24 protein-coding genes and 1 pseudogene are annotated in these 21,201 nt (G+C 69.6%); 14 read left to right on the top strand and 11 right to left on the bottom strand.

The genetic code is table 11. The annotated features are described in order from the left end of the window. The 3 genes from ABZ857_RS22725 to ABZ857_RS22715 form a co-directional block, all read left to right on the top strand. Positions 1-1,246, top strand: a 1,246-nt coding sequence (locus ABZ857_RS22725) for an RICIN domain-containing protein (protein WP_357045938.1), incomplete at its 5' end; no start/stop codon positions are given. A gap of 90 nt (positions 1,247-1,336) precedes the next feature. After that, complete coding sequence (locus tag ABZ857_RS22720) at positions 1,337-2,152, top strand: MerR family transcriptional regulator (RefSeq protein ID WP_357045936.1); 816 nt, start codon at positions 1,337-1,339, stop codon at positions 2,150-2,152. Continuing rightward, a complete protein-coding gene (locus tag ABZ857_RS22715; RefSeq protein WP_357045934.1) occupies positions 2,149-2,718 on the top strand; it encodes a hypothetical protein in 570 nt (189 codons plus the stop codon). Before ABZ857_RS22720 ends, ABZ857_RS22715 begins: the two co-directional genes overlap by 4 nt. A gap of 232 nt (positions 2,719-2,950) precedes the next feature. Here ABZ857_RS22715 and ABZ857_RS22710 read toward each other — a convergent pair whose 3' ends face one another. Then, entirely contained in the window at positions 2,951-3,805 is an 855-nt protein-coding gene (locus tag ABZ857_RS22710) for a patatin-like phospholipase family protein (RefSeq protein ID WP_357045932.1), read from the bottom strand. A gap of 82 nt (positions 3,806-3,887) precedes the next feature. Here ABZ857_RS22710 and ABZ857_RS22705 point away from each other — a divergent pair, with 82 nt between their 5' ends. Next, complete coding sequence (locus ABZ857_RS22705) at positions 3,888-4,445, top strand: TetR family transcriptional regulator (RefSeq protein ID WP_357045930.1); 558 nt, start codon at positions 3,888-3,890, stop codon at positions 4,443-4,445. A 167-nt stretch (positions 4,446-4,612) separates the two neighbouring features. Here the strand turns inward: ABZ857_RS22705 and ABZ857_RS22700 are convergent, their stop codons facing one another. Next, on the bottom strand, positions 4,613-6,208 hold the full coding sequence (locus ABZ857_RS22700; protein WP_357045928.1) for a multicopper oxidase domain-containing protein: 1,596 nt from the start codon (positions 6,206-6,208) through the stop codon (positions 4,613-4,615). Further along, positions 6,201-6,608, bottom strand: a complete 408-nt coding sequence (locus tag ABZ857_RS22695; RefSeq protein ID WP_357045926.1) for a hypothetical protein — start codon at positions 6,606-6,608, stop codon at positions 6,201-6,203. The genes ABZ857_RS22700 and ABZ857_RS22695 overlap by 8 nt, the downstream gene beginning before the upstream one ends. Before the next feature lie 108 nt (positions 6,609-6,716). Here ABZ857_RS22695 and ABZ857_RS22690 point away from each other — a divergent pair, with 108 nt between their 5' ends. Next, on the top strand, positions 6,717-7,616 hold the full coding sequence (locus tag ABZ857_RS22690) for a LysR family transcriptional regulator (RefSeq protein WP_357045924.1): 900 nt from the start codon (positions 6,717-6,719) through the stop codon (positions 7,614-7,616). 29 nt (positions 7,617-7,645) lie between these two features. Here ABZ857_RS22690 and sigJ read toward each other — a convergent pair whose 3' ends face one another. The 3 genes from sigJ to ABZ857_RS22675 form a co-directional block, all read right to left on the bottom strand. Beyond that, complete coding sequence (gene sigJ / locus ABZ857_RS22685) at positions 7,646-8,578, bottom strand: RNA polymerase sigma factor SigJ (protein WP_357045922.1); 933 nt, start codon at positions 8,576-8,578, stop codon at positions 7,646-7,648. A 313-nt stretch (positions 8,579-8,891) separates the two neighbouring features. After that, positions 8,892-9,596: a DUF4386 domain-containing protein gene (locus ABZ857_RS22680; protein WP_357045920.1), complete on the bottom strand. Its 705-nt coding sequence runs from the start codon at positions 9,594-9,596 to the stop codon at positions 8,892-8,894. 107 nt (positions 9,597-9,703) lie between these two features. Continuing rightward, complete coding sequence (locus ABZ857_RS22675) at positions 9,704-10,078, bottom strand: nitroreductase family deazaflavin-dependent oxidoreductase (RefSeq protein WP_357045918.1); 375 nt, start codon at positions 10,076-10,078, stop codon at positions 9,704-9,706. A gap of 196 nt (positions 10,079-10,274) precedes the next feature. Between ABZ857_RS22675 and ABZ857_RS22670 the strand changes: the two genes are divergently transcribed. The 3 genes from ABZ857_RS22670 (at position 10,275) to ABZ857_RS22660 (ending at position 11,898) form a co-directional block, all read left to right on the top strand. Further along, a complete protein-coding gene (locus ABZ857_RS22670) occupies positions 10,275-10,934 on the top strand; it encodes a TetR/AcrR family transcriptional regulator (protein ID WP_357045915.1) in 660 nt (219 codons plus the stop codon). Between the two features lie 12 nt (positions 10,935-10,946). Next, positions 10,947-11,390, top strand: coding sequence for a hypothetical protein (locus ABZ857_RS22665; RefSeq protein WP_357045913.1), 444 nt, complete (start codon positions 10,947-10,949; stop codon positions 11,388-11,390). A gap of 67 nt (positions 11,391-11,457) precedes the next feature. Then, complete coding sequence (locus ABZ857_RS22660; RefSeq protein WP_357045911.1) at positions 11,458-11,898, top strand: nuclear transport factor 2 family protein; 441 nt, start codon at positions 11,458-11,460, stop codon at positions 11,896-11,898. A gap of 111 nt (positions 11,899-12,009) precedes the next feature. Here the strand turns inward: ABZ857_RS22660 and ABZ857_RS22655 are convergent, their stop codons facing one another. Then, positions 12,010-12,702 (bottom strand): TetR/AcrR family transcriptional regulator, encoded by a 693-nt coding sequence (locus ABZ857_RS22655; RefSeq protein WP_357045909.1) that lies wholly within the window; start codon positions 12,700-12,702, stop codon positions 12,010-12,012. A gap of 53 nt (positions 12,703-12,755) precedes the next feature. Here ABZ857_RS22655 and ABZ857_RS22650 point away from each other — a divergent pair, with 53 nt between their 5' ends. Further along, positions 12,756-13,892, top strand: a complete 1,137-nt coding sequence (locus ABZ857_RS22650; protein WP_357045907.1) for an NAD(P)/FAD-dependent oxidoreductase — start codon at positions 12,756-12,758, stop codon at positions 13,890-13,892. A 65-nt stretch (positions 13,893-13,957) separates the two neighbouring features. Here ABZ857_RS22650 and ABZ857_RS22645 read toward each other — a convergent pair whose 3' ends face one another. Both ABZ857_RS22645 and ABZ857_RS22640 read right to left on the bottom strand, forming a co-directional pair. Continuing rightward, entirely contained in the window at positions 13,958-14,215 is a 258-nt protein-coding gene (locus ABZ857_RS22645) for a hypothetical protein (RefSeq protein ID WP_357045905.1), read from the bottom strand. A 257-nt stretch (positions 14,216-14,472) separates the two neighbouring features. Beyond that, on the bottom strand, positions 14,473-15,222 hold the full coding sequence (locus ABZ857_RS22640; protein WP_357046231.1) for an SDR family oxidoreductase: 750 nt from the start codon (positions 15,220-15,222) through the stop codon (positions 14,473-14,475). Positions 15,223-15,316: 94 nt separating this feature from the next. On the opposite strand from ABZ857_RS22640, the gene ABZ857_RS22635 reads away from it, so the two are divergent. Further along, positions 15,317-15,925 (top strand): TetR/AcrR family transcriptional regulator, encoded by a 609-nt coding sequence (locus ABZ857_RS22635; RefSeq protein ID WP_357045903.1) that lies wholly within the window; start codon positions 15,317-15,319, stop codon positions 15,923-15,925. A 121-nt stretch (positions 15,926-16,046) separates the two neighbouring features. Here the strand turns inward: ABZ857_RS22635 and ABZ857_RS22630 are convergent, their stop codons facing one another. Both ABZ857_RS22630 and ABZ857_RS22625 read right to left on the bottom strand, forming a co-directional pair. Continuing rightward, positions 16,047-17,384, bottom strand: coding sequence for a glycosyltransferase (locus ABZ857_RS22630; RefSeq protein ID WP_357045901.1), 1,338 nt, complete (start codon positions 17,382-17,384; stop codon positions 16,047-16,049). Then, positions 17,377-17,949 (bottom strand): TetR/AcrR family transcriptional regulator, encoded by a 573-nt coding sequence (locus ABZ857_RS22625; RefSeq protein WP_357045899.1) that lies wholly within the window; start codon positions 17,947-17,949, stop codon positions 17,377-17,379. The genes ABZ857_RS22630 and ABZ857_RS22625 overlap by 8 nt, the downstream gene beginning before the upstream one ends. Before the next feature lie 620 nt (positions 17,950-18,569). On the opposite strand from ABZ857_RS22625, the gene ABZ857_RS22620 reads away from it, so the two are divergent. The 4 genes and pseudogenes from ABZ857_RS22620 to ABZ857_RS22605 all read left to right on the top strand — a co-directional run. After that, positions 18,570-19,355: a DUF1963 domain-containing protein gene (locus ABZ857_RS22620; RefSeq protein ID WP_357045896.1), complete on the top strand. Its 786-nt coding sequence runs from the start codon at positions 18,570-18,572 to the stop codon at positions 19,353-19,355. Between the two features lie 192 nt (positions 19,356-19,547). Then, entirely contained in the window at positions 19,548-19,829 is a 282-nt protein-coding gene (locus ABZ857_RS22615; RefSeq protein WP_357045894.1) for a helix-turn-helix transcriptional regulator, read from the top strand. 1 nt (position 19,830) lies between these two features. Next, positions 19,831-20,322, top strand: coding sequence for a zinc-binding dehydrogenase (locus tag ABZ857_RS22610; protein WP_357045892.1), 492 nt, complete (start codon positions 19,831-19,833; stop codon positions 20,320-20,322). Then, positions 20,229-20,654, top strand: a pseudogene (locus ABZ857_RS22605) (Tn3 family transposase); the annotation flags it as partial. The gene ABZ857_RS22610 and the pseudogene ABZ857_RS22605, both read left to right, overlap by 94 nt. Positions 20,655-21,201 lie beyond the last annotated feature (547 nt).

Genomic DNA, 21,201 nt, shown 5'->3' with positions numbered 1-21,201 from the left:
CACCGCCGCCTGGCAGCAGTTCACCCTCAAGCCCACCGGATCGGGGATCTACACCCTGGTCAACGTCAACAGCGGCCGCTGCCTCGACGTACCCAGCGGGTCCACCGCCTCGGGGGTGCAGATCCAGCAGTGGGGCTGCGGCGACGGCACCAAGACCAACCAGCAGTGGCGCCTGGTCGCCTCCGGCTCCGGCACCTACCAGATCGTCAGCGTCGCCAGCGGCCTGTGCCTGAGCGACAAGGGCGCCTCCACCTCCTCCGGCGCCGCCGTCATCCAGGAGACCTGCACCGCCAACACCAACAAGCAATGGCTGTTCACCCCCGTCTCCGGCGGCGGACGCACCTGGTCCGACAAGGCCGACGGGTTCGCCGGGACCAGCGGCATGGGTGACAGCACCACCACCGGCGGCGCGGCCGGCGCGACGGTCACCGTCACCACCTACGCCGACCTGGTGAAGTACGCAACCGCGAGCGAGCCGTACGTCATCAAGGTGAACGGCGCGATCACCGTCACCCCGTACGGCACGGAGATCAAGGTCGCCTCGAACAAGACCATCATCGGCGTCGGCACCCGGGGCCACATCATCAACGGCGGCTTCTTCCTCGGCTCCGGGGCGCACAACGTGATCATTCGCAACCTCACCATCCGCGACACCCGGATGGCCGAGGACGACCCCGACGACAAGGAATTCGACTACGACGGCATCCAGATGGACACCGCGCACCACGTCTGGATCGACCACAACACGATCACCCGGATGAACGACGGCCTCATCGACAGCCGCGAGGACACCACCTACCTGACGGTGTCCTGGAACGTGTTGTCGGACAACAACAAGGCCTTCGGCATCGGGTGGACCGACAACGTGACCGCCCGCATGACGATCCACCACAACTGGATCCACGACAACAACCAGCGCAATCCCAGCACCGACAACGTCGCCTACGCCCACCTCTACAACAACTACCTGCAGAACATCGCGGCGTACGGCGACTACGCGCGGGGCGCGACCAGGATGGTGCTGGAGAACAGCTACTTCGACAACGTCAAGGACCCCTACTACAAGGACGACGCGGCCCAGCTGAAGCAGAGCGGCAGCATCTGCGTCGGCTGCACCGGGCGGCAGGAGAGCGGCGGCTCGGCGTTCACCCCGAGCTCGTTCTACTCCTACACGCTCGACCCCGCGGCGAACGTCCCCTCCCTCGTGAAGACCTACGCCGGGCCCCAGGCCGACATCGGTCTGTGAGCCCCCGGCCGCCGGGGGCCGCGCGGTCACCGCCACAGGGGATCGTAGGCGAATGGACTCTCCCACTGGGGGAGGGTCCATTCTGGGCACGTGAACGACGACCTCCTGTCGATCGGGCAGTTCGCCCGCCTCGCCCGGCTCAGCGTCAAGCAACTGCGCCACTACGCCACGCTCGGCCTGCTCGAACCCGCCTGGATCGACCCCGCCAGCGGTTACCGCTACTACCGGACGGCCCAGGCCCGCGACGCGCTCGTCATCGGCCTGCTGCGCTCCCTCGACGTCCCCCTGCCCGTCGTCGCGGCCGTCCTGTCCGGCGCCCGGGAAACGGGGGAAACCGGGGGAGAGGACTCGGCGGCCGCCGCGCTCGCCCGGGTCAAGGACGACCTGGAGGCCGAGCTCGCCCGCCGCAGGCGCACCCTCAAGAGCCTCGAACGTATCCTCGCCACCGGCCTGCCCGGCGCCGAGGTCACCCTCGTCACCGAACCCCCGCGCCCCGCGATCATCGTCCGGGACCTGGCCGCCACCCCTGAGGACATCGGCCGCGCCACCTCCGCCTGCGTCGCGCGCCTGCTGGCCGCCGCACCCGCCGCACCCGCCCTGATCGGGCTGTTCCCGCTCGACTACGGCGAGTCCATTCCCGTCGCCGTCGCGCTTACCGGCACCGGCCTGCCGCGGGTGCCCGGTGCCGACCCCGGCATCCTGCCCGGCGGCATGTTCGCCACCGCCGCCCACGTCGGCCCCTACGACCAGATCTCGCTCACCGCCCACGCCCTGCTCGCCTGGTGCGCCGAACGCGGGCACGCCCCCACCGGCCCCCTCCGCGAGGCCTACGTCTCCGACCCCGCGACCACCCCGCCCGAGCGGCTGGTCACCCACCTGATGATCCGACTGGAGGACGAAGAATGAACCGGCGTCCCGACTGGTATTCCGCCGCCGACACCCCTGAACTCGCCGACTTCGGTCCCGTCACGGGACTCGGCGTCACCGGACGGGGCGCGCCCGGCGGGCCCGCGCACATCGCCGCGATCACCGCCCTGTACGCCGTCGCGGGGCCCCTCACCGGCCTCGCCGGAGGACTGCCCATGCCCGTGCTGGAAGGCCGCTGGTGGGTCGAGGACACCACCCGCCACCCCCTCGACGTCCCCAGGGACGACTGGCACTGGCACCTGTTCCTCCGCCTGCCCGCCGATCTCGACCCCGCCCTCGCCGAACGGGCCCGCGAGGCCGCCCGGCCCGCCCTCGGCATCGACGCCGTCCAGCTCGTCACCTTCACCGACGGGTGGTGCGTCCAGATGACCCACCACGGCTCCTTCGACGAGGAGCCGAAATCGCTCGCGCTCATGGACGACTTCATGCGGGCCCACGGCCTCGTCCCGGCCGGCCTCCACCACGAGGTCTACCTGAGTGGCGTCCAGGAGACCGACCCCGCGGCCCTGCGCACCATCCTGCGCCAACCCGTACGCACCGCCTGAACGCGATGCTCCTTAGCGGTAGATAGTGATCTTGACGGCCGGACGGCCTTCTGACGGTTGGTGGCTGGTCGCGAATCAGCTGCCAGTAGGGCCGGCGCCGACTACGGTTCGGGCACGAGGTCATCCGCTCAGCCAGGTACACGATCACGTACCCGGTGCGGCCGGCAGGCATCGCTGCCTGCGTCTCGTTGGCCCCGGCCCTCGGCGCACCACCCCGGAGATCGGGCGGCGCTCAGTCCGTGTCTGATCCGGTCTTCCACGCGAGACGGAGCTGCTCTTCGGCATCGGTGGCTTGGCGAAGACCCGCCTGGTAGGCCGGTTCCCAGGCCGTCCGGTCATTCAGGTCCGAGCCGAACACGCGTATGGATTCCGGATCGGGCTCGATGGTCACCACTGTGTGCGCCCCGGCGACCGCCAGCTCCTGGTGGAGCAACTCGCGGGGAAACAGGTGCGCCTGCGGGTCGATCACGACGAGCGTGCGGGCTCCGGCCGCGAGTCCGGCGTTGGTCGCTGAGCGCAGGGAGCCGTCCATGTAACGGCGGCCGTTGATGGTGATCGGTGGGTAGATGCCCGGGAAGGCGGTGCTCGCCGCCACGGCGGAGGGCAGCGGTGCGCCACTGGCCCGGTCGAAGACCTCCTGCTCGCCGGTCTCGGCGTCCAGCGCGGTGATGAGCAGCTGCCGGTCCGGCCATTGGTCCACGCCGGCCATGGCGCGCATCCTGGCGACATGTGCCTGCTCGGGGCCGGTCTCGGCGGCGAGCGCGATCTGGCCCACTCGGCGCCGCGCTTCGTCCGGGTTCGAGGCGGCACTGGCGAGCACCGCGAACGCCTCGCCCAGCCGGCGCCCGTCCACCTGGGGAGGACCGCTGCCGGAGTCGGCAGGGCGCACCGGGGTGGCGAGCCGGTCGGGGTCCTGGCCGGTGGCCAGCAGTGCGGCGGTGATCGCACCGGCCGAGGTGCCGACGATCATATCGGCCTCGCCGAGATCGACCCCGGCGCGGCGCAGTCCGCAGGCAAGCCCAGCCATCCAGGCCATGCCGACGAGACCTCCGGCGCCCAGTACGAGTGCCCGGTCGAGTGAGTGCATGACTGTCTCCTCCCATTGTTGAAACAGTCGTACCATATACTGACGTAGGCTGAGATCGGCGCTGGCGAGAGGGTGATCCACCGTGGGGCGACCCCCAGATCCCGCCCGACGGGAGGCCACGCTGGCGCGGGCGACCGATTACGTACTGGCGCACGGCCTGGCCGGGTTGAGTTTGCGGCCGCTGGCCGCGGCTCTCGGTACCAGCCCGCGGATGCTGCTCTACGACTTCGGCAGTAAGCAGGAGTTGGTAACTGCCGTCCTTGCCGAGGCCCGCCGCCGCGGTGCGACACGGTTGGCTGAGAACCTCCCACCGGAGGCGGCCTCTCCGGAGGAACGCCTGCGCGGCATCTGGGCCTGGATCAGCGCGCCCGAGCGTGCCCCGTACGTCCGGCTGATCTTCGAGGTGCACGCCGACGGCCTGGCTCACCCCGAGAACTACCCGGACCGAGCCGAGGCGATCACGAATTGGTTCAACACCCTCGGCGCCACGTTCCGCGACATCGCCACCACCCCTGACGACACCGTCACTCCCACGTTGGTCATGGCCGTCATCCGGGGCCTTCTGTTCGATCTGACGACCACCGGCGACCGCCACCGCACCGACCGCGCCCTGGACCGCTTCTGCGAACTCCTCCGGTAGTGAACCAAGACAAACGATCACGCGGTGACCGCAGGTCACAGCGCGGACTCTGCCCGCTGGCAGGAGGCGTTCGAGGCTCTGACGGGCCGGACCGCGGGCCGGTTCACGCGGGTCGAACCCGCCTGCGGCACCTGCTGAACCGGGCCAAGTGGGACGCCGCTGGAGTACTAGACGATCTCGAGGTTGGCCATCATGCCCATGTCCTCGTGTTCGGCGTTGTGGCAGTGGAAGAGGTAGCGGCCGCGATAGCCGTCGAAACGGGTGATGATCTCCACGGACTCGCCCGGCCGGAGCGAGACGGTGTCCTTGACTCCCGCGTCGTGGGCCAGTGGCGGCCTGCCGCTGCGCGAGAGCACCCGGAAGCCGACCAGGTGCAGGTGGACGGGATGGTGGACGTCGGCGACGAGCCGCCAGACCTCGACGTCGCCCAGCCGGGTGGTGACGTCGGTGCGGGCGGGGTCGAACGGCAGGCCGCCGATGAGCCAGCCGTGGCCGGCGTGCATCCGCCCGGCGCGGAAGGCGAACTCGCGCACCCTGACGGCGTCCGACCGGCGCCAGGCCGGCAGGTCGGTGGACAGGGTGCGCGGGATACGGCTGTCGTCGGCGGCCTTACGCGCGACGCGGAAGGCCATCACGTCGCGGGTACGGCCGGAGCCGAGCCGGTTGACCACCCTGACGAGGCCGCCGATCGGGACACTCGCGAAGTCGACGACCAGGTCGTAACGTTCGGCCGGGGCGATCGGCAGCAGCCGGTGGGTGACCGGCGCGGCGAGCAGCCCCTGGTCGGCGCCGATCTGGACGAGATCGAGACGGCGCCCGTCGTCGGTGACCGCTTCGAGTTCGTAGTGGCGGGCGTTGGAGGCGTTGAGGACGCGCAGCCGGTAGCGGGCCGCGTCGACCTCGTGCACCGGCCACGGCGCGCCGTTGACCAGGATCACGTCGCCGAGGACCCCGGCGAGGTACGGCTCGCGGACGCCGGGCCGTACGCGCAGGGCGGGGTCGAGGGCGGGGTAGTCGAGGCCGCCGTCGGCGGCGAACGCGCGGTCGGCGATCATGAGGGGCAGCTCGCGCGGTCCGGCCGGCAGGCCGAGCGCGTCCTCGGCGTCGTCCCGCACGACGTGCAGCCCGGCCAGGCCGCGCCAGATCGCGGGGGCGGTGAAGTCCATCCGGTGGTCGTGGTACCACAACAGCGTCGGCCGCTGGTCCAGCGGGAAGGTGTAGTCCCGCGTCAGCTCGGTCACCACGGCCCGCGGGTCGTGCATGCCGTGCCCGGAACCGTGCCCCACGTGCATGGAGTGCTCCTGCCTGCCTTCGGGCAGGACGAGGTCGGTCGGGTAACCGTCGGAGGCCGCCGGGGTCCGGCCGCCGTGCAGGTGGACGACCGTCGGGACGGGCAGCTCGTTGCGGTGTGACACGGTGACCGGCCGGCCGCGGCGCGACTCGATCGTCGGCCCGGGGAAGGTCCCGTCGTAGGTCCACATCGGCGTGTTCACACCGGGCAGGATCTCCACGCTCGCTTCGCGCTGGGTGATCTCGTAACGGTCGGCGCCGCCGGAGGTGCCGACCGGCTTCAGCACGGCGGGAATCGGCAGCGGCACCTGGAACGGAGGCGGCAGCGGTACGGCGCTGCGCAGCTGGGCGCCGGTGGCAGGCGGCCGGCGGGCCAGCGCGGCCGCGCTCGTCAGCCCGGTGGCGGCCATCAGCCCGAGCGCCCCGCCGATGCCCAGCACCCGCCGCCTGGTCATGCCACGGCTGCTACGCATTCCCGGCCCCCTCACGCAGGAGAGGCCGCCGCCACACGTCGACGAACTGCAGCACGACCGCGACGACGGTCATCACCCCCAAGGGGAGGTGCAGCCACAGCGCGCCGTCCAACCCGGCGAAGTACTGCACCGTCTCGGCCGCCACCACCGCCGTCGTGGCGAGGAACGGCCAGACCTGGCGCAGCCGGACCCAGACCGCGATCGCGGCGATCGCCTGCAGGTATCCGATGGAGGTGACGGCGTTGGCGCCGGCCGTATGCAAGCTCAAACCGGCGTAGTCGCCGGTCAGATACACCCCGGCGAACACCGGCTGGCCGGCGATCGCCACGGCGTGCGCGCTCACGACGGCCCGCAGCGTCCATCCCGTGGGAGTCGTCCGGGGCGCGGCCACGGTGAGCATGTGGATCCCTCCTCACTCCGTTCTCGATTCGCGAACGACCCCGAAGCTATAGCTGGCGAGTTATCTTGTCTAAGATCAATATTGCTATGTGGTTATGCTCTGGGAGTCATGATGGACCTCGGCACGCTCAAGCAGTTCCTGGTGGTGGCCCGGCTGGAGCACCTCAGCCGGGCAGCCGACGAGCTTCGCATCGCCCAGCCGTCGCTGAGCCGCAGCATCGCCCGGTTGGAGAGCGAGCTGGGCACGCCGCTGTTCGACCGGAGCGGCCGGCTTCGGCTCAACGACGCGGGCAAGCTCTTCCGCGATCACGTCGAACGCTCCCTCGGGGAGCTCGAGGCCGGACGACGCGCCGTCGCCGAGGCCACCAGCGAGGGCCTGGGCACCGTGCGACTGGCGTCGGAAACCTTCCTCACCCTCACCGGCCCGCTGGCGGCCTACAAGCGAGCCCATCCCTCCGTCGAGATCGAGCTCCACTGGTCGCCGGCCGAGGACATGGCCCGCCGCCTGCGGGCCCAGGAGGTCGACCTGTGTGTCGCCTCGCAGCCGATCCACACCGAAGGCCTGGAGTCGGTGCAGCTGCTCGACGAGGCGGTGGGGGTGGGCATGCCGCTCGATCACCCGCTCGCGGGCCGTACGTCCGTGAGCATCGACGAACTCGCCGACCAGCCCTTCATCACCGCCGGAAAGGGACACTGGCTACGCCGGCTGCTCGACCGGCTCTTCGCCGCACGAGGCCTCACCCCGAAGATCGTCTGCGAAAGCGACGAGTCCGCCGCCATCGCGGAGCTGATCAGCGCGGGACTCGGCATCGGCCTCGTCCCCGCCTTCGCCCGCCGCAGCGTCATGCGTGTCCCCCTCACCTGGATCGCCGTCGACAGCCCCGACTGCCGTCGCAGGGTGACCCTGCACTGGGGTGCCGGCAGTCACCTGTCGACCGCCGCCCGCCTGATGCGCACCACGATCACCAGCTGGAACTGGATCACCGGCGAACCCAGGGAGACACGCTGAAGCTCGGCCCCCCGGTTGGGCAGTGCGCGTCAGCCTGTCCACGGGTGGAGCTTGTCGGGGTTGCGTACGGCCCAGATGCGCTTGATCCGGTCGCCCGCGACCTCGAACGCGTACACCGACACGGTGACGCCGTCCTGCTGGGCGATCAGGCCGGGCTGGCCGTTGACCGTACGCTCCAGGATGGTCAGGCCGGGCGCTCTGGCGGCAAGGCCGACGAAGTAACGCGCGATCTGCTCACCGCCCTCGATCGGGCGGAGCAGTGCGCTGACCAGGCCGCCGCCGTCGGCGATTCCCGTGGCGCCGGGGTCGAGGAGCCCGATGAGGGCGTTGATGTCCTGGGCCTCCCATGCCTGCTTGAAGTCCCTGACGATGCCGGCCTGCCGGGATACCGGCGTCGCGGCGGCCTGTGAGTCGCGGATGCGGCGGCGCGCCGAGGAGGCCAGCTGGCGGCAGGCCGCCGGGGTACGGCCAACGATCTCGGCCACTTCGGTGAAGGAGTAGCGGAAGACGTCGTGCAGGACGAACGCGACGCGCTCGGCCGGGGTCATCGCCTCGAGCACGACGAGGAAGGCCATGCTGACCGACTCGTCCAGAGTGACCCGGTCGGCCGGGTCGGCGCCGATGCCGTCCGACCGCCCGGCGGTCCACTCCGCCGGGTCGGGCAGCGGCTCGGGGATCCATTCGCCCACGTAGGTCTCCCGCCGGGCCCGCGCCGAGGAGAGCGCGTTGAGGCAGATGCGGCCGGCGACCTTGGTCAGCCACGCGCCGGGGGACGCGATGGCGTCCTGCTCCCGCGGGGACATGGCATACCAGCGGGCGTAGGTCTCCTGGACGACATCCTCGGCCTCGGCCAGGGAACCGAGCAGCCGGTAGGCGAGATTGATCAGTTGACGCCGCTCGCTGATGATCGCGCTCAGACCTGCGTCGGACCGGTCGTGTCCTGGTCCCGAGTGGTTGGTCATGGTTCCGGAAGCTCCCTGGGTCGAGTTCTGCCCTTACCAGTTCGACAAGACAGCGCGGTGAACTGTGAGGCCGGCCCGTCGCCTCACATTCCGCGGTGCTGATGGTCTCTACCTGTGCAACCATGCTGGCCGACGCTCAAGGTCCGCATGTCCGGCTCGGTGTGGCCGAAGGGGTTGCAGCGTGGCTGGCGAGCAGGCCAGGTGACCGACCCGGCCGGGAGATGGACAGCCGCCGGTCGCATGCGCGAAGGCGTCCAGCCCATCCCTGTTGGGAATGCCTTGGCAATCGCAACAGGGCGGGACGGCCTGCGCGTCAGCCGCGCCGGACGCTGTGCTGGTGTGCCGTGGTTGATGCATTCGTAGCGAAGCCTCTTGTCATCAACCACATGGCGAAGACAAAGCTCTGCAGGCCCAGTGCCGCATTCATGGCCAGGTAGAGCGGCGTGACCACGTCAGTTAGGCGAAGCAGCACCAAGAAGCTCGCCGATATAGCTGCTCCTATTCCCAGGAATCCCCAACCGGATAGCCATCGAGGGACAGATCTCGACCGCCATAGAATGCGGAACAACAGGAGATCTCCGAGGCTCAGCGAGATGATCAATGCGACGTGATTGACCAAGTCGCGCGCCGTCCGAAGCAGCTCACCCAAGACCTCGAAGCGGGATGCGTCCGAAGCGCTGGCTTGGGTGAATGCATGGCCCAGCACAAGAAACAAGGGCAGGATAATCACGCCTATGAAGTGGAACGTCGCTGCGATCAGCCTGAACCCAAGGAAACCCTGACTGAGCGCTTCGTTCTCCGCCCTCAGTGTCGGATAAAGGTACAGTGCGAACCCGACATAGGCGGGGATCATGATGGACTGAGCAACTGCGCCGACGATGACCTGGCTCTCGTGTGCGGAAATGAGAGCGAGATAGCGTGGCTCCTCGAGAGCGGGAACGATGCTCAGCGCGCCGGCGATCATGCCTACGATGACCAGTGCGCCCGCAATTGTGGTTACCCGCCTGTTTGTATGCACGATGCTTGTCCTGTAATTGTCGTGGTGGCGAAGTGTGTCGGCGCCGGATCGGCGAGGTTCAGGCTCCCCGACGCGCAAGACGGGGACTGCCGGGGCGGCGGCCAGGGTCAGCCTGTGAGCAGGTCCATGCGGAGGAACTCGGTGATGCGGAGCAGCTTCGGTGGGCGTGCCACCTCATCGGGGAGGGCCTGGAACGCCTCCTCCTTCCCGACAAGGCGTGGGGCGGTGAGTTCCACCTCTCTCCCGTCGACCCGGAGCCGCGCGCCTCCGGCCGCCAGGACGTTCTGCACCCAATCGGAGTGCGATCCATACACCAGAACGAACAGGTAACCGCCGTCGACGGGATGCGCATCGAGCGGCGTGCGGTACGTAGCGCCAGAAATGCGACCGATGTGAATCAGCACCGGCCATCTCCCGCCGGTTATCGCGCGGGGGTTGAACATCCTCTTGTTCACGTGCCCCCACCACCTCGGCATCGGCATCGAATCTCCTTCTCTCGCCCCGGCGGGGCGCGTCGCAGGTCAGGTGTTGGCTGAGCCCTGGCTGACGCGAACCTGGAGAGCCTTACACTGGTAAGGCTGCTTACGGATGTAAGGTTGGCTTACGATCGTAAGGCTGTCAACCCGCCCACACCCCGGAGCCGTCGTGCCACCACCACAACCGCTCAGCAGAGGCCTCGTGCTGGAAGCCGCGATCCGGGTCGCGGATCGCGGCGGCGTGGAGGCGATCACGATGCGCCGGGTGGCGCAGGAACTGGGCGTGGAGGCGATGTCGCTCTACCACCACGTGCCGAACAAAGACGCGATCCTCGACGGCGTGGTCGACATGGTGTTCGCGGCGATCGAGCTACCCGGTGCTGAATGCGACGATTGGCGCGATGCGATCCGCACGCGTGCCTTCTCCGCGCGCGTGGTCCTGTCGCAGCACAGCTGGGCTCTCGGCCTCATGGACTCCCGTCGCGATCCGGGACCGGCGACGCTGCGCCACCACGACGCCGTCCTGGGCGTCCTCCGGAAGGCGGGGTTCACGCTGCCGATGGCCGCGCACGCCGTCTCGCTCATCGACAGCTACGTCTCCGGGTTCGTCTTGCAGGAGGCGAACCTGCCGATGACGACGCCGGACGATGTCGAGGAAGTGGCCGGCGGCATCCTCCGGCATCTGCCGGCGGAGGAGTTGCCGTACCTCACCGAGATGATCCGCGACCACGCCCTGCGGCCGGGCTACGACTACACCAGCGAGTTCAGCTACGGCCTGGACCTGATATTGGATGCGCTCGAAGCTCGCCGGAGGGCCCCCCGCTCGGGTTCGTGCGATGAGCCCCAAAGTAGCTTTGTGTAACGACAGCTACAGTTGCGGCGGGCCGATATCCAGCTGGAGTTGCTCACCGGCCCGTTGCAGGGCGTGTACGACCCGAGCGGGCACGGGGCCGCGCTGTTCGCGTTCTTCGCCGGGATGGCCGAGTCCGAACGCGAGTACATCCGGGAGAAGTCGCTGGAGGGCCAGGTCTCGGCGCGCGAGTGCGGACGCCACGGCGGCCGTCCGAAGGTGTTCGACGACGACATGGCGGCCTACGCCCGGGGCGTATCTGCGCCGGAGATCGCGGCCAAGCTGGTCATTCCCACCGGCAAGAACAAAGGGCCGCCACCCATCGCTGGCCAGCGTCTATCGGGTGCGGGCCGAGGATGCCGGTCCCAGCGTCAGTGTCTGACTGCCCCGACGACGGGCGCCAGGTCACCTCACCTGCTGGAGCGCCGCCCTCGCGCCGCTTCCCCGGTCATCGTCGCCGCGACCTGACATTTCGGGGTGCTGTTCGGTCGTACCGGTGAGAAGACACGATGCCACATTGAAGGGATGGGTAGCGATGCCTACGCGACGCGAGGAAGACGAAGCCAGGATCAGGCAGCGGATCGGCGAGATTGTCAAAGGAATCCGGGCCAAGGATCTCGAAGGCCTCAAGCGGCTCTACGCGACGGACGTCGTGTCCTTCGACGTCGAGCCGCCGCTGCAGCACGTAGGGATAGACGCGAAACTGAAGAACTGGGCGAACGCGTTCGCGTTCTTCCAGGAAGTGGACTACGAGGTACGCGACCTGACGCTCACCGTGGGCGAAGACGTGGCATTCGGTCACTGCTTCGGCCGGCTCAGCGGCACGCTGAAGAACGGGACGGCGACGAGCGGCATGTGGGTCCGGGGCACTTTCTGTTTCCGCAAGACCGACGGCGACTGGTTGATCGCGCATGACCAGGTTTCCGTGCCGCTCGACATGTCGAGCGGCAGAGGGGTGACCGACCTCGAGCCCTGACGCAGGCGGTGCTTCCGGTAACGCCCCAGTTCGTGCTGGCCGGGGCGTTACCGGAGCCGGAGTCCCCTCTGGGTATGCGGTGCCACGGATGTCACCTGGAAATCCTGAGCGTCACGCCGGCGGCCGGGCGAGTTTGGCGGCCACGGCGTCGAGGACCCAGTCCAGGCCGGTCGCGAAGGACGCCTCAGCATCCACATCTGTGCCGTCGTGCACGACCTTGGCCAGCGCCGGGAAGCGGCCCGTGGCCAGCATCCTCATCACATGCGGGCCGGAGGCGCGCTGCCACTCGCGCTCGGACAGGCCCGTGGCGCGCTCGGCCCGCAGGTGCGCGATCTCGCGCCTGATCGCGCCAGTGAAGTAGGCGCTGACAGTTTCCACGGCGCGCATGACGGTGTCGAGGTCGGCGACGCCGTCGAGAGCGGCCAGCGTGGCCTCGGTCACAGCGAGGGCGTTCGGGCCCAGGGCCGGGCGGCCGCCGAGCAGGTCGGCCAGCCATTCGTGACGGAGAGCGGCCTGCCTGGTGCGGTGGGCGAGGACGTGCAGCGCCTCCCGCCAGTCGCCGGGCTCCTCCTCGGGGAGGATCTCGGCGTGGACCTCGTCCACCATGAGGTCGAACAGCTCCTCCTTGGTCGAGATGTATCCGTACAGCCGCATCGGGCCGGCGTCCAGCCGGGCGGCGACCTTGCGCAACGACACCGCCTCCAGCCCGCCCTCGTCGGCCAGTGCGATGGCGGCGGCGACGATTCGCTCCCGGTCGAGCGGCGCGGGGCGAGTCGGCGGCTCCGGCCGGTCCCACACAGTCATGGATACATCGTACTGTTGCGATACACCGTCTCCGGAAAATACAGTGTATAGACATGAGACACCGTATCGCGGTGGTTGGGGGCGGCCCCGCCGGCCTTACCTTCGCCCGCGTTCTGTATCGCCACGATCACCCCGTCACCGTCCTCGAACGCGATCCCGCCCCTGACGCCCGTCCCCCGGGCGGCACGCTGGACCTGCACGAAAAGCTGGGCCAGCTCGCGCTGGGCAAGGCGGGGCTGCTGGCGGAGTTCCAGGCGCTGTCCCGTCCCGAGGGGCAGGCCATGCGCATCCTGGACACGGACGGGACCGTCCTCCGCGACTGGCAACCCCGTCCGGATGACGGGGCCAATCCCGAGATCGACCGCGGGCAACTCCGTGACCTGCTGCTCGGCCCTCTGGACGTTCAGTGGGGGAGGGGCGTGACGGAGGTGGTGCCGGGAACCCGCGATGGCGTGCTGGTCCGTTTCGCGGACGGGCGACAGGAGACGTTCGACCTCGTGGTCGGCGCGGACGGCGCCTGGTCCCGGGTCCGCCCGGCAGTCTCGTCCGCGACGCCGCACTACACCGGCGTCACCTCGGTCGAGACCTCCCTGGACGACGTCGACACCCGCCACCCCGACCTCGCCCGGCTCATCGGCGACGGTTCCATGGCTGTGTACGGCGTGAACCGCGCCCTCGTCGCCCAGCGCAACAGCGGCGGCCACGTCAAGGTGTACGCCCAGTTCCGCGCGCCGCTGGATTGGCACACGAACCTGGACCGGCATCTGGACCTGGACGACGTCGAGGCCGTGAGATCAAGCCTGCTGGCTCTGTTCGACGGCTGGGCCGCTCCCGTCCTCGACCTCCTCCGCCACGGCACCGCTTTTGTCCACCGCCCCCTCTACGTCCTGCCTGTGTCCCACACCTGGGCCCACGTCCCCGGGGTGACGCTACTGGGCGACGCCGCCCACCTGATGCCCCCCTTGGGGGTGGGCGCGAACCTCGCGATGCTGGAAGGCGCCGAACTCGCCGAGTCCGTCGCCGCCGCCCCCGGCCCTGGAGATCTGGACGAGGCCGTCCGCGCCTTCGAGGAACAGATGTGGGCACGGGCAGGCAGGTGGGCGAAGATCACGGCGGCCGGTCTGGAACGCCTCGTGAGCCCGGACCCCACCGAAGCCCTCGCCCTCTTCGACGAAGTCCAGCCATCCTGACTGACTGCCAGACGCGAGAGCACCGGCATTGATTGCGGTTCGGTGAAGCGGGGAGCGTGTCCTGATCATCTGCGGTTAGGGGAGGGGGCCAGAGACACGAGGACGATCTCCCGCATCCGCTCTGCGGCCGGATCCGCGGACCGCGCGGCGCTCGCGGCCACACGCTCGACCACGGGTCGGCCCGCCCGCTGGGTCAGCGCCAGGACCGGCGCGCTCTTGCCGCGGGCGTCGTTGTAGAGCGGTGTTGCGAGCGAGCCCGGCCGGGCCGCGATGTGGACCATGTTGATCGAGTCGTAGTCGCGCTCCAGCAGCAGCTGCCGCACCGCCTCGTCCGAGTCAGGCGGGTGATCAGGGCGGCATCCCGGCCGATGGTGTAGCGGGTGCGCGGCTTACGGGTCGTCACGGCCTTCGCGATGACCCGGGCGGCGGCATCGGCGGTGACGCCCGATGCGGTGCCCGAGGCCATCAGGGTGTTGATCGCCTGGACCAGGCTGCCGTATCGAGGCGGCCGGGCTCGCCCGCCTGAGCGAGCCCGGCCGGCCAGGCGCCGCCATCCTCGCCGGATGTGCGGCCATGGAACTCAGATCTGGTTCAGGCCGCCGTCGACGTACAGGCTCGAACCGGTGATGAAACTGCTCTGCTCGGAGGCGAGGAAGGTCACGGCGGCGGCGATCTCCTCCGGGCGTCCGAGCCGGCCCAGCGGCACATTCGCAGCCAGTTGCTGTTTGAGGCCGGCGGCCTGCTCCGGGTCGGCAGCGAGCCCCGACAAACCAGGGGTATCGGTCGGGCCGGGCGTGATGGTGTTGACCCGGATGCCGCGTCCCTTGAGTTCGTTGGCCCAGGTCCGGGAGAACGACCGGATGGCGGCCTTGGTCGCCGCGTACACGCCGAACGCCTCGTCTCCGACGTCCACGTTGGTAGAGCCGTTCAAGATTACCGAGGCACCGTCGTTGAGCAGCGGCAGCGCCTTCTGAACGGTGAACAGCGTGCCCCGGACGTTGATCCCGAAGAGGGTGTCGAAGTGCTCCTCGGTGACCTGCTCAAGCGTCACGAACGCGGCGACGGAGGCATTGGCGAACAGTACGTCCAGGCCCCGTCCCCGGCTGCGGATCGTCTCGTAGAGCCGGTCCAGGTCGGCCAGGTTCGAGATATCGCCGATCACCGCGGTAGCCGCTGAGCCGATCACTTCGACGGCCGCGTCGAGTTCGGTCTTGCGCCGGCCGGTGATGAACACGTGTGCGCCCTCGGCCGCCAGCCGTACGGCACTGGCCAGGCCGATTCCGGTGCCGCCGCCGGTGACGAGAGCGGTCTTGCCTTCAAGTAGTCCCACGTGAATAACCTCCGTCGAGTTCTGCATCGATCGATACGGAACTCGACCGTAGCACGTTCTGCATCGATCGATGCAGAAGCGGTAGGCTGCGGGAGTGGAGACCAAACAGAGCGGCCACATCGGCCGACCGCGAGGATTCGACGCCGACGAAGCTCTCGAGCGCGCCATGCTGGTCTTCTGGGAGCACGGCTACGAGGGGGCAAGCCTGGCCAAACTGACCGAGGCTATGGGCATCTCCACCACCAGCATGTACGCGGCCTTCGGCAACAAGGAGGAACTGTTCCGCAAGGCCCTGGAGCGCTACACCGAAGGCCCGGGCGCATACCTGACCCGGGCCCTGGAAGAGCCGACCGCCCTCGACGTCGCCACCGCGATCCTGACCGGCACCATTCGAACCACCACGCGCCCGGCCGCTCCTCAGGGGTGCCTGGCCGTTCAGAGTGCCCTGACCGCCAGCGACTCCGGGCGTGGAGTCCGTGACCTTCTCGCCGCCTGGCGCAACAACGGCTGCTCCTGCGTCCGGGCGCGATTCGAGCGAGCCGTCGACGACGGCGACCTGCCTCCGGACACCGATCCGGGGCTCCTGGCCCGCTACATCACCACCTTGGCATTCGGCATCGCCGTGCAAGCCGCGAGCGGTGTCGGCCGCGACGAACTCCAGGGGATGGCCGACGCCGCCCTACGCAACTGGCCGCTCTCCTGACAACCACCCGGCGTTCGTCTTCGCGAGCAACTGCTCGCTGTGACGGCCGGTTTTCACAGACGGCTCACGCCCCGCGCCGCCGGGCGATCCTCTCCAGCCCGACCTGGACGGCGTAGAACGCTTAGCGCGCGATACGACTCGGGTGTTCCTCGACCCCCGGCTCGGCCGTCTCGCGCCCGGAGGCGCCCTCGTCCCTGCGGGCCGCTCGTCCGGCGAGGGCCTCCAGTTCGGCGACCGCTCGGTCGGTCGCCGTCTCGGCGGCGATCTCGGCCGCCAGTCGCCGCGCTTCACGCTGGTAGGAGGGCTCGTTCAGGACACGGCCGAGCGCCCGGGCGATCGTGCGGGATGAGGCGTTCTTGCCCACGGTGATCCCGGCGCCGGCGAGTTCGACATGCCGTGCGACCTCGGCCTGGTCGCGCCCGAGCGGCACGCAGACCAGGGGGACCCCGGCGGCCAGGGACTTGACGGCCGTCCCGTGACCGGCGTGCGTGATCGTCACGGCGGCGTGGCGCAGCGCGATGCTGTGCGGGGCGGCCGCGGTGACCAGGACGTTGCCGGGCGCGCGGATCGTCGCCGGGTCCACGGCCGGGCCGGTGGTCAGCAGTCCGCGCACCGGCAGCGCGCCGAGGGCTTCGGCGATGCGCTCGAGTTGCGTGCGCTGGTTCATGAACGACGAGCTCAGGCTGGCCAGAACCAGCGGTGCTTCTCCTTCCGGCAGCTCCAGCTCCCCGGCCCAGGCCGGGTCGTCAAGCCGTGGGCCGACATGCCGCAGGTGGGCGGGGAAGCGCCTGCCGGGGTAGTCGAGTGCGCGCGGGGACAGCACGAGCAGCCGGTCGACGCGATCGAACGCGTCGATCACCGAGTCCACCGGCGACAGGCCGTGCGCGGCGCGGGCGGCGTTCAGCGCCGGCAGTCCCTTCCCCCACGGTGCGAGGATCAGCCGTGTCAGCACCCGATCGCGCAGGCGCCCCAGCATGCCCGAGGCGGGGGCGAGGCCCGGACCGGGTGGGGGCGCCCCCGGAGTGGGGAACGGATAAAGGGTCGTCACCAGCGAGGCCACGGGGATCCCCGCGGCCTCCGCGCCGGTCGCCGCGCCGAGCAGCATGTGCTCGGTGACCAGCACGTCGGCCGGGCGGGCACGCAACTCGGCCAGCGTGTCCCGGGCGTAGTCGGCCGCGGGACCGCAGACGATGCGATCTCTCAGCCGTGCGAACGCGCCCAGCGGCGTGCGGGCCTCGAAGTCCTTGATGACGTCCTTGGCCGGATCGGCGGCATCGCCCTGGGGCGCCGTGGTCCAGGCGATCGCTTCCACGCCGCAGGCGGCGACCTCCTCGTGCAGCGACCTGTCGGCCAGCACCCGCACGCCGTGGCCGCGTTCGCGCAGCGCGCGGGCGATCGACAGGACGGGCGGCACGGCCCCGCCGCCCGACCAGGTGGCGAACAGGAAGTTGTTACGCATCGTGTCTCTTTCTGGGGTCGATCGAGGTCAGCAGGTCGCGCATGGCACGTTCGGCGTCCTCACGCGACAGGCCGAGGTCGCGCCGCCACAGCTTCCACAGGTAGACGTCGGTGGCGGCGTAGTGCAGGTTCAGAGCGTGCTCGCGGGCGGGACCCGGGGCCGGGAGGCGGTCGGCGAAGACCTGTTCCAGCCACTCCCGATGCTGGCCGCGCGCGTGAGCGGCCGCCCGGGCGATCGCCGGGACACGGTCCATCTGCGCGGTCCAGAGCACGTTGGCGTCGCCGTTCCGCTCGTAGTCCGCGAAGAGCACGGCCACGATCGCCGCTACGTCACCGGTCGGCGCCTGGCGGGTGACCGCCGCCCGCGACGCCACCCAGTCGGCGACGGCGTCGGCCAGCCCATCCTTGCCGCCGAAGTGGTTGACGATCGTCTGCACCGACACACCCGCCTCATCGGCGACGTGCTGCAGCGTGACGTCGTCATACCAGCGCCGCATCCACAGCGCGGCCGCCGCCTCCAGCACGCGCGTACGCGTGGCCTCCATGGCTGCGGCACGGGAACTCATGCGGTACGGACGCCTGGCCCCACTTTCCATGGAGTCATACTTATATTCAATTTAGTATTGGGTCAAGTTAAAACCCGGCCCGCCCTCGACCTGACCGGGGCCCACGGGCGACAGGTGTTCGCTAGTGCTCTGTCCACCGAAGTTCAGCGGAATCGAGGGAGCGGAGCGGAAGAGAGCGAGGACCGCGGCGAAGGCCCGGCGAAGCGGGCTTTGCGAGTGGTCTCTTCCGGCGCAGTGACCGACCCGGCCAAGGTTCGTGGACTCCCCACTAGCGGCAAGACCATGTGGTTTCGAGGTGCCGTCCTACGCTCCCCGCTGACGTCCAGCCTTTCCCGGCAAGGGGACAGGGGCGGGCCGCCGTGATGACGGAGAGCGCGATGCACTGGCCGCAGCCGCTACCGCCGGGACTGAGCGGGTGCCGTTCGTGCCTGCCACGTGGGGCCCGGCCCGGCTGGTCTCCGCGGGCCCGGTCTGAGCGGAGTGCCACCCCCGAGTGGGGGCGTTGACCTTCGAGGGTTCGGGCGGCCTCGGTGACCGAGACGCCGTCGTCGACCAGGCGGTGCAGTGTGGCCGGTTCGGCGGGGCCCATATGAACCGAATAACGGCCATAGGGTCGTCTCATGACTGACACGGAAACCGTTGACGACACCCCGGCGGCGAGGGCCGCTCGCTTTCGCGCGGAGGCCGCCGCACGGGGGATTCCGGCCGCGGAGGTGGAGGCGTACATACGCACCGCCCGCCCGGCGGTCTACCTCGCAGAGGACGGCTCCGGCCCGGTCGTGGCGCTGACCGGCGGGAACCCGCCGCTGCCGGAGGGCGCCCCCGCGCCGGCGGCGGCGTTCGTCGCGGCCGTCGACTGCGCGGCCCTGCCGCCCGGGGCGACGGATCTGCCGCTTCCTGCCGAGGGCCGGCTGCTGTTCTTCGCCGATCCCGATCCGGGCAGTGGGGCGGTGGTCGCCGACGCCGTGCGCTATGTACCGGCAGGGACGCCGTCAGCAGAGCGACCGGTCGACCCGGACGGCGGTCCGGACACCTACCGCCGGGCGCGGCTGAACTTCTGCTTCCATCAGTGGTCGTGGCCGTGGCGCGAGGAGGACGACGACGAGGAGTCGCAGCGGGCCGCCGAGTTGGAGTCCGCCTGGTCGCATGTGGTCGGCTGGCGCCCTCACTGGCGCTTCCAGCTTGGCGGTGAGCCGGTTCTCTTCAACTGGGACCCGGTCGAGGTGGCCCGGGACGAAGTGCCGCTGCCCGTCGCGGACGGCGACGAGTGGACGCTGCTGGCCACCTGGCGCGGTGAAGACGACTGCGAGGAGCTGGAGGCGGGCCTCTTCCATTGGGTGGTTCGCCGCGCCGACCTGGCCGCTCTCCGCTTCGACCGGGTGTACGTGTACGTCGACGCCTTCTGACCGCCCGGGCATCCGACCCCTAGCCTCGCGCTCTCATGCGCCCAGCAGGACAGGAGGTGACGCCGTGACATAGCGGCGGATCCTTATGCTCGTAAGCTTGTCGTCGCCTGCCGTTACGTGGACGGTTGAGACCATGGCTGGACATTGGGGCCGCGTCCGGCGCTTGCGTTCCTCGTTGCCGAGTCAGCAAGGATGGCCACTGTAGACGACGATCTCGACGCCGCGCTGACGGCCCTGGGTTCGAGGCTTCGGCGGTTGCCCCGCCGCCGCGGCCTGACCCTGGCCGACCTGCCCACAGAAACCGGCATTTCGGAGAGCACCCTGTCGCGCCTGGAGAGCGGCGGGCGGCGACCGAACCTTGAACTCCTCCTCCCACTGGCCGGGGCCCACGGCATGCCACTGGAGGAGCTCATCGGGGCACCGCAGACCGGCGACCCCGCGTCCACCTGCGGCCGATCCAGCGCGACGGTCTGACGTGCATCCGGCTGACCTACAGGGCGGACGGCACCCAGGCGTACAAGCTGATCATTCCCGGGGCGACACGCACGTCACCGGGACGGCGAGCGCCCCGAAGCACGAGTTCCTGCGCGCGCTCGGCGCGGACTCCTGCGTCGACCACCGCGTTGAGGACTTCACCGACACCGAACAGCGCTACGACATCGTCCTTGACACCCTCGGCGGACAGACCGCCACCCGTTCGGTGAACGTGCTGTGCCCCGGCGGCGTCCTGGTCTGCCTGATGCCGGCGCGCCGAGGACACCCGCGCCGCGGCGCAGAAGGCACAGGTCCGCGCCGTCACCCTGATCGTCGAGCACGACCAGGCCGGTATGCGCGCCATCGCCGCCCTCGCCGACCGGGGCAGGCTCCGCGCGACGCACGATCTATGCCGCCCGCTACTTGTCGGATCCCACCTACCGCCGCAAGATCTCCCGCCAGCTCAACAAGGGTGAGTCTCTGCACGCGCTGAAGCGGGACCTGCTCTATGCCCACGAAGGCACGGTCCGGGCCCGCCACCTGGAGCAGCAGACCGAGCAGGCCTGGTGCCTCACTCTGGTCACCAACGCCGTGATCACCTGGACGACCGAGTACTACGGCCTGGCGGTGGAATCGATGCGCCGTTCCGGGCGCCGCATCGATGACGAGGTCCTCGCCCATATCTCCCCGGTCCACAGCGAGAACATCAACTTCTTCGGCTCAATCGACGTGGATATCGAAGGCGAACTCGCCCAGCTTGGCCCGACCGGGTACCGGCCCCTTCACCAGTGGCGTGCTGTGGGCTCATGTCCTGGGACGCCGTGAACCCGTCCGGATCGACGGATTCACCGGCATCACGGCAGCCGAGCTTCCTAGTGCGGTGACACAGGCGATCGAAAGGGCCCTGTGCCGCATGGCGGATGTGTGCTACATCCACCTGACCTCGACCAGCGGCCCGAGGCCAGTTGTCCCGTCTCATCGATCACGAGGCAAAAGAGTGCCCTGACCTGTGGTGCCTCAAATTGGATGAGACACATCGCGGTGAAGCTGTCTCACTGATCACGGGGCAAATCCTCGTTTCCTCGCTGGCACCGGGCCGCTTCCGTCTGCGCAGAGGCCGATTCCTCCGTTCCGGGACGGCGCGTTCGGGGCCGCCTGACCCTGGACAGTTTCCCCAGATAGGCGTCCAGCGGTTGGACGCGGCCTGTGAGGGGCTGGATACCGTCCCACCAGCAGATCGCGCTGATCTCCTCGTTGGGGATGAAGTCCGGGTGCGCGGAGCAATCGTCAAGACCTGTGGATCACGAGTTCCTAAGCAGCTGCTGGTGAGGGCTGATCGTCGGGGCGTTCGAGGAGCTTGCCGTTGATGAAG

The sequence above is a fragment of the Microbispora sp. NPDC046933 genome, from assembly GCF_040644635.1.
GTDB lineage: Bacteria > Actinomycetota > Actinomycetes > Streptosporangiales > Streptosporangiaceae > Microbispora.
Note: the sequence above shows the minus strand (reverse complement) of the source record. Positions and strands in the feature narration are given on the sequence as shown.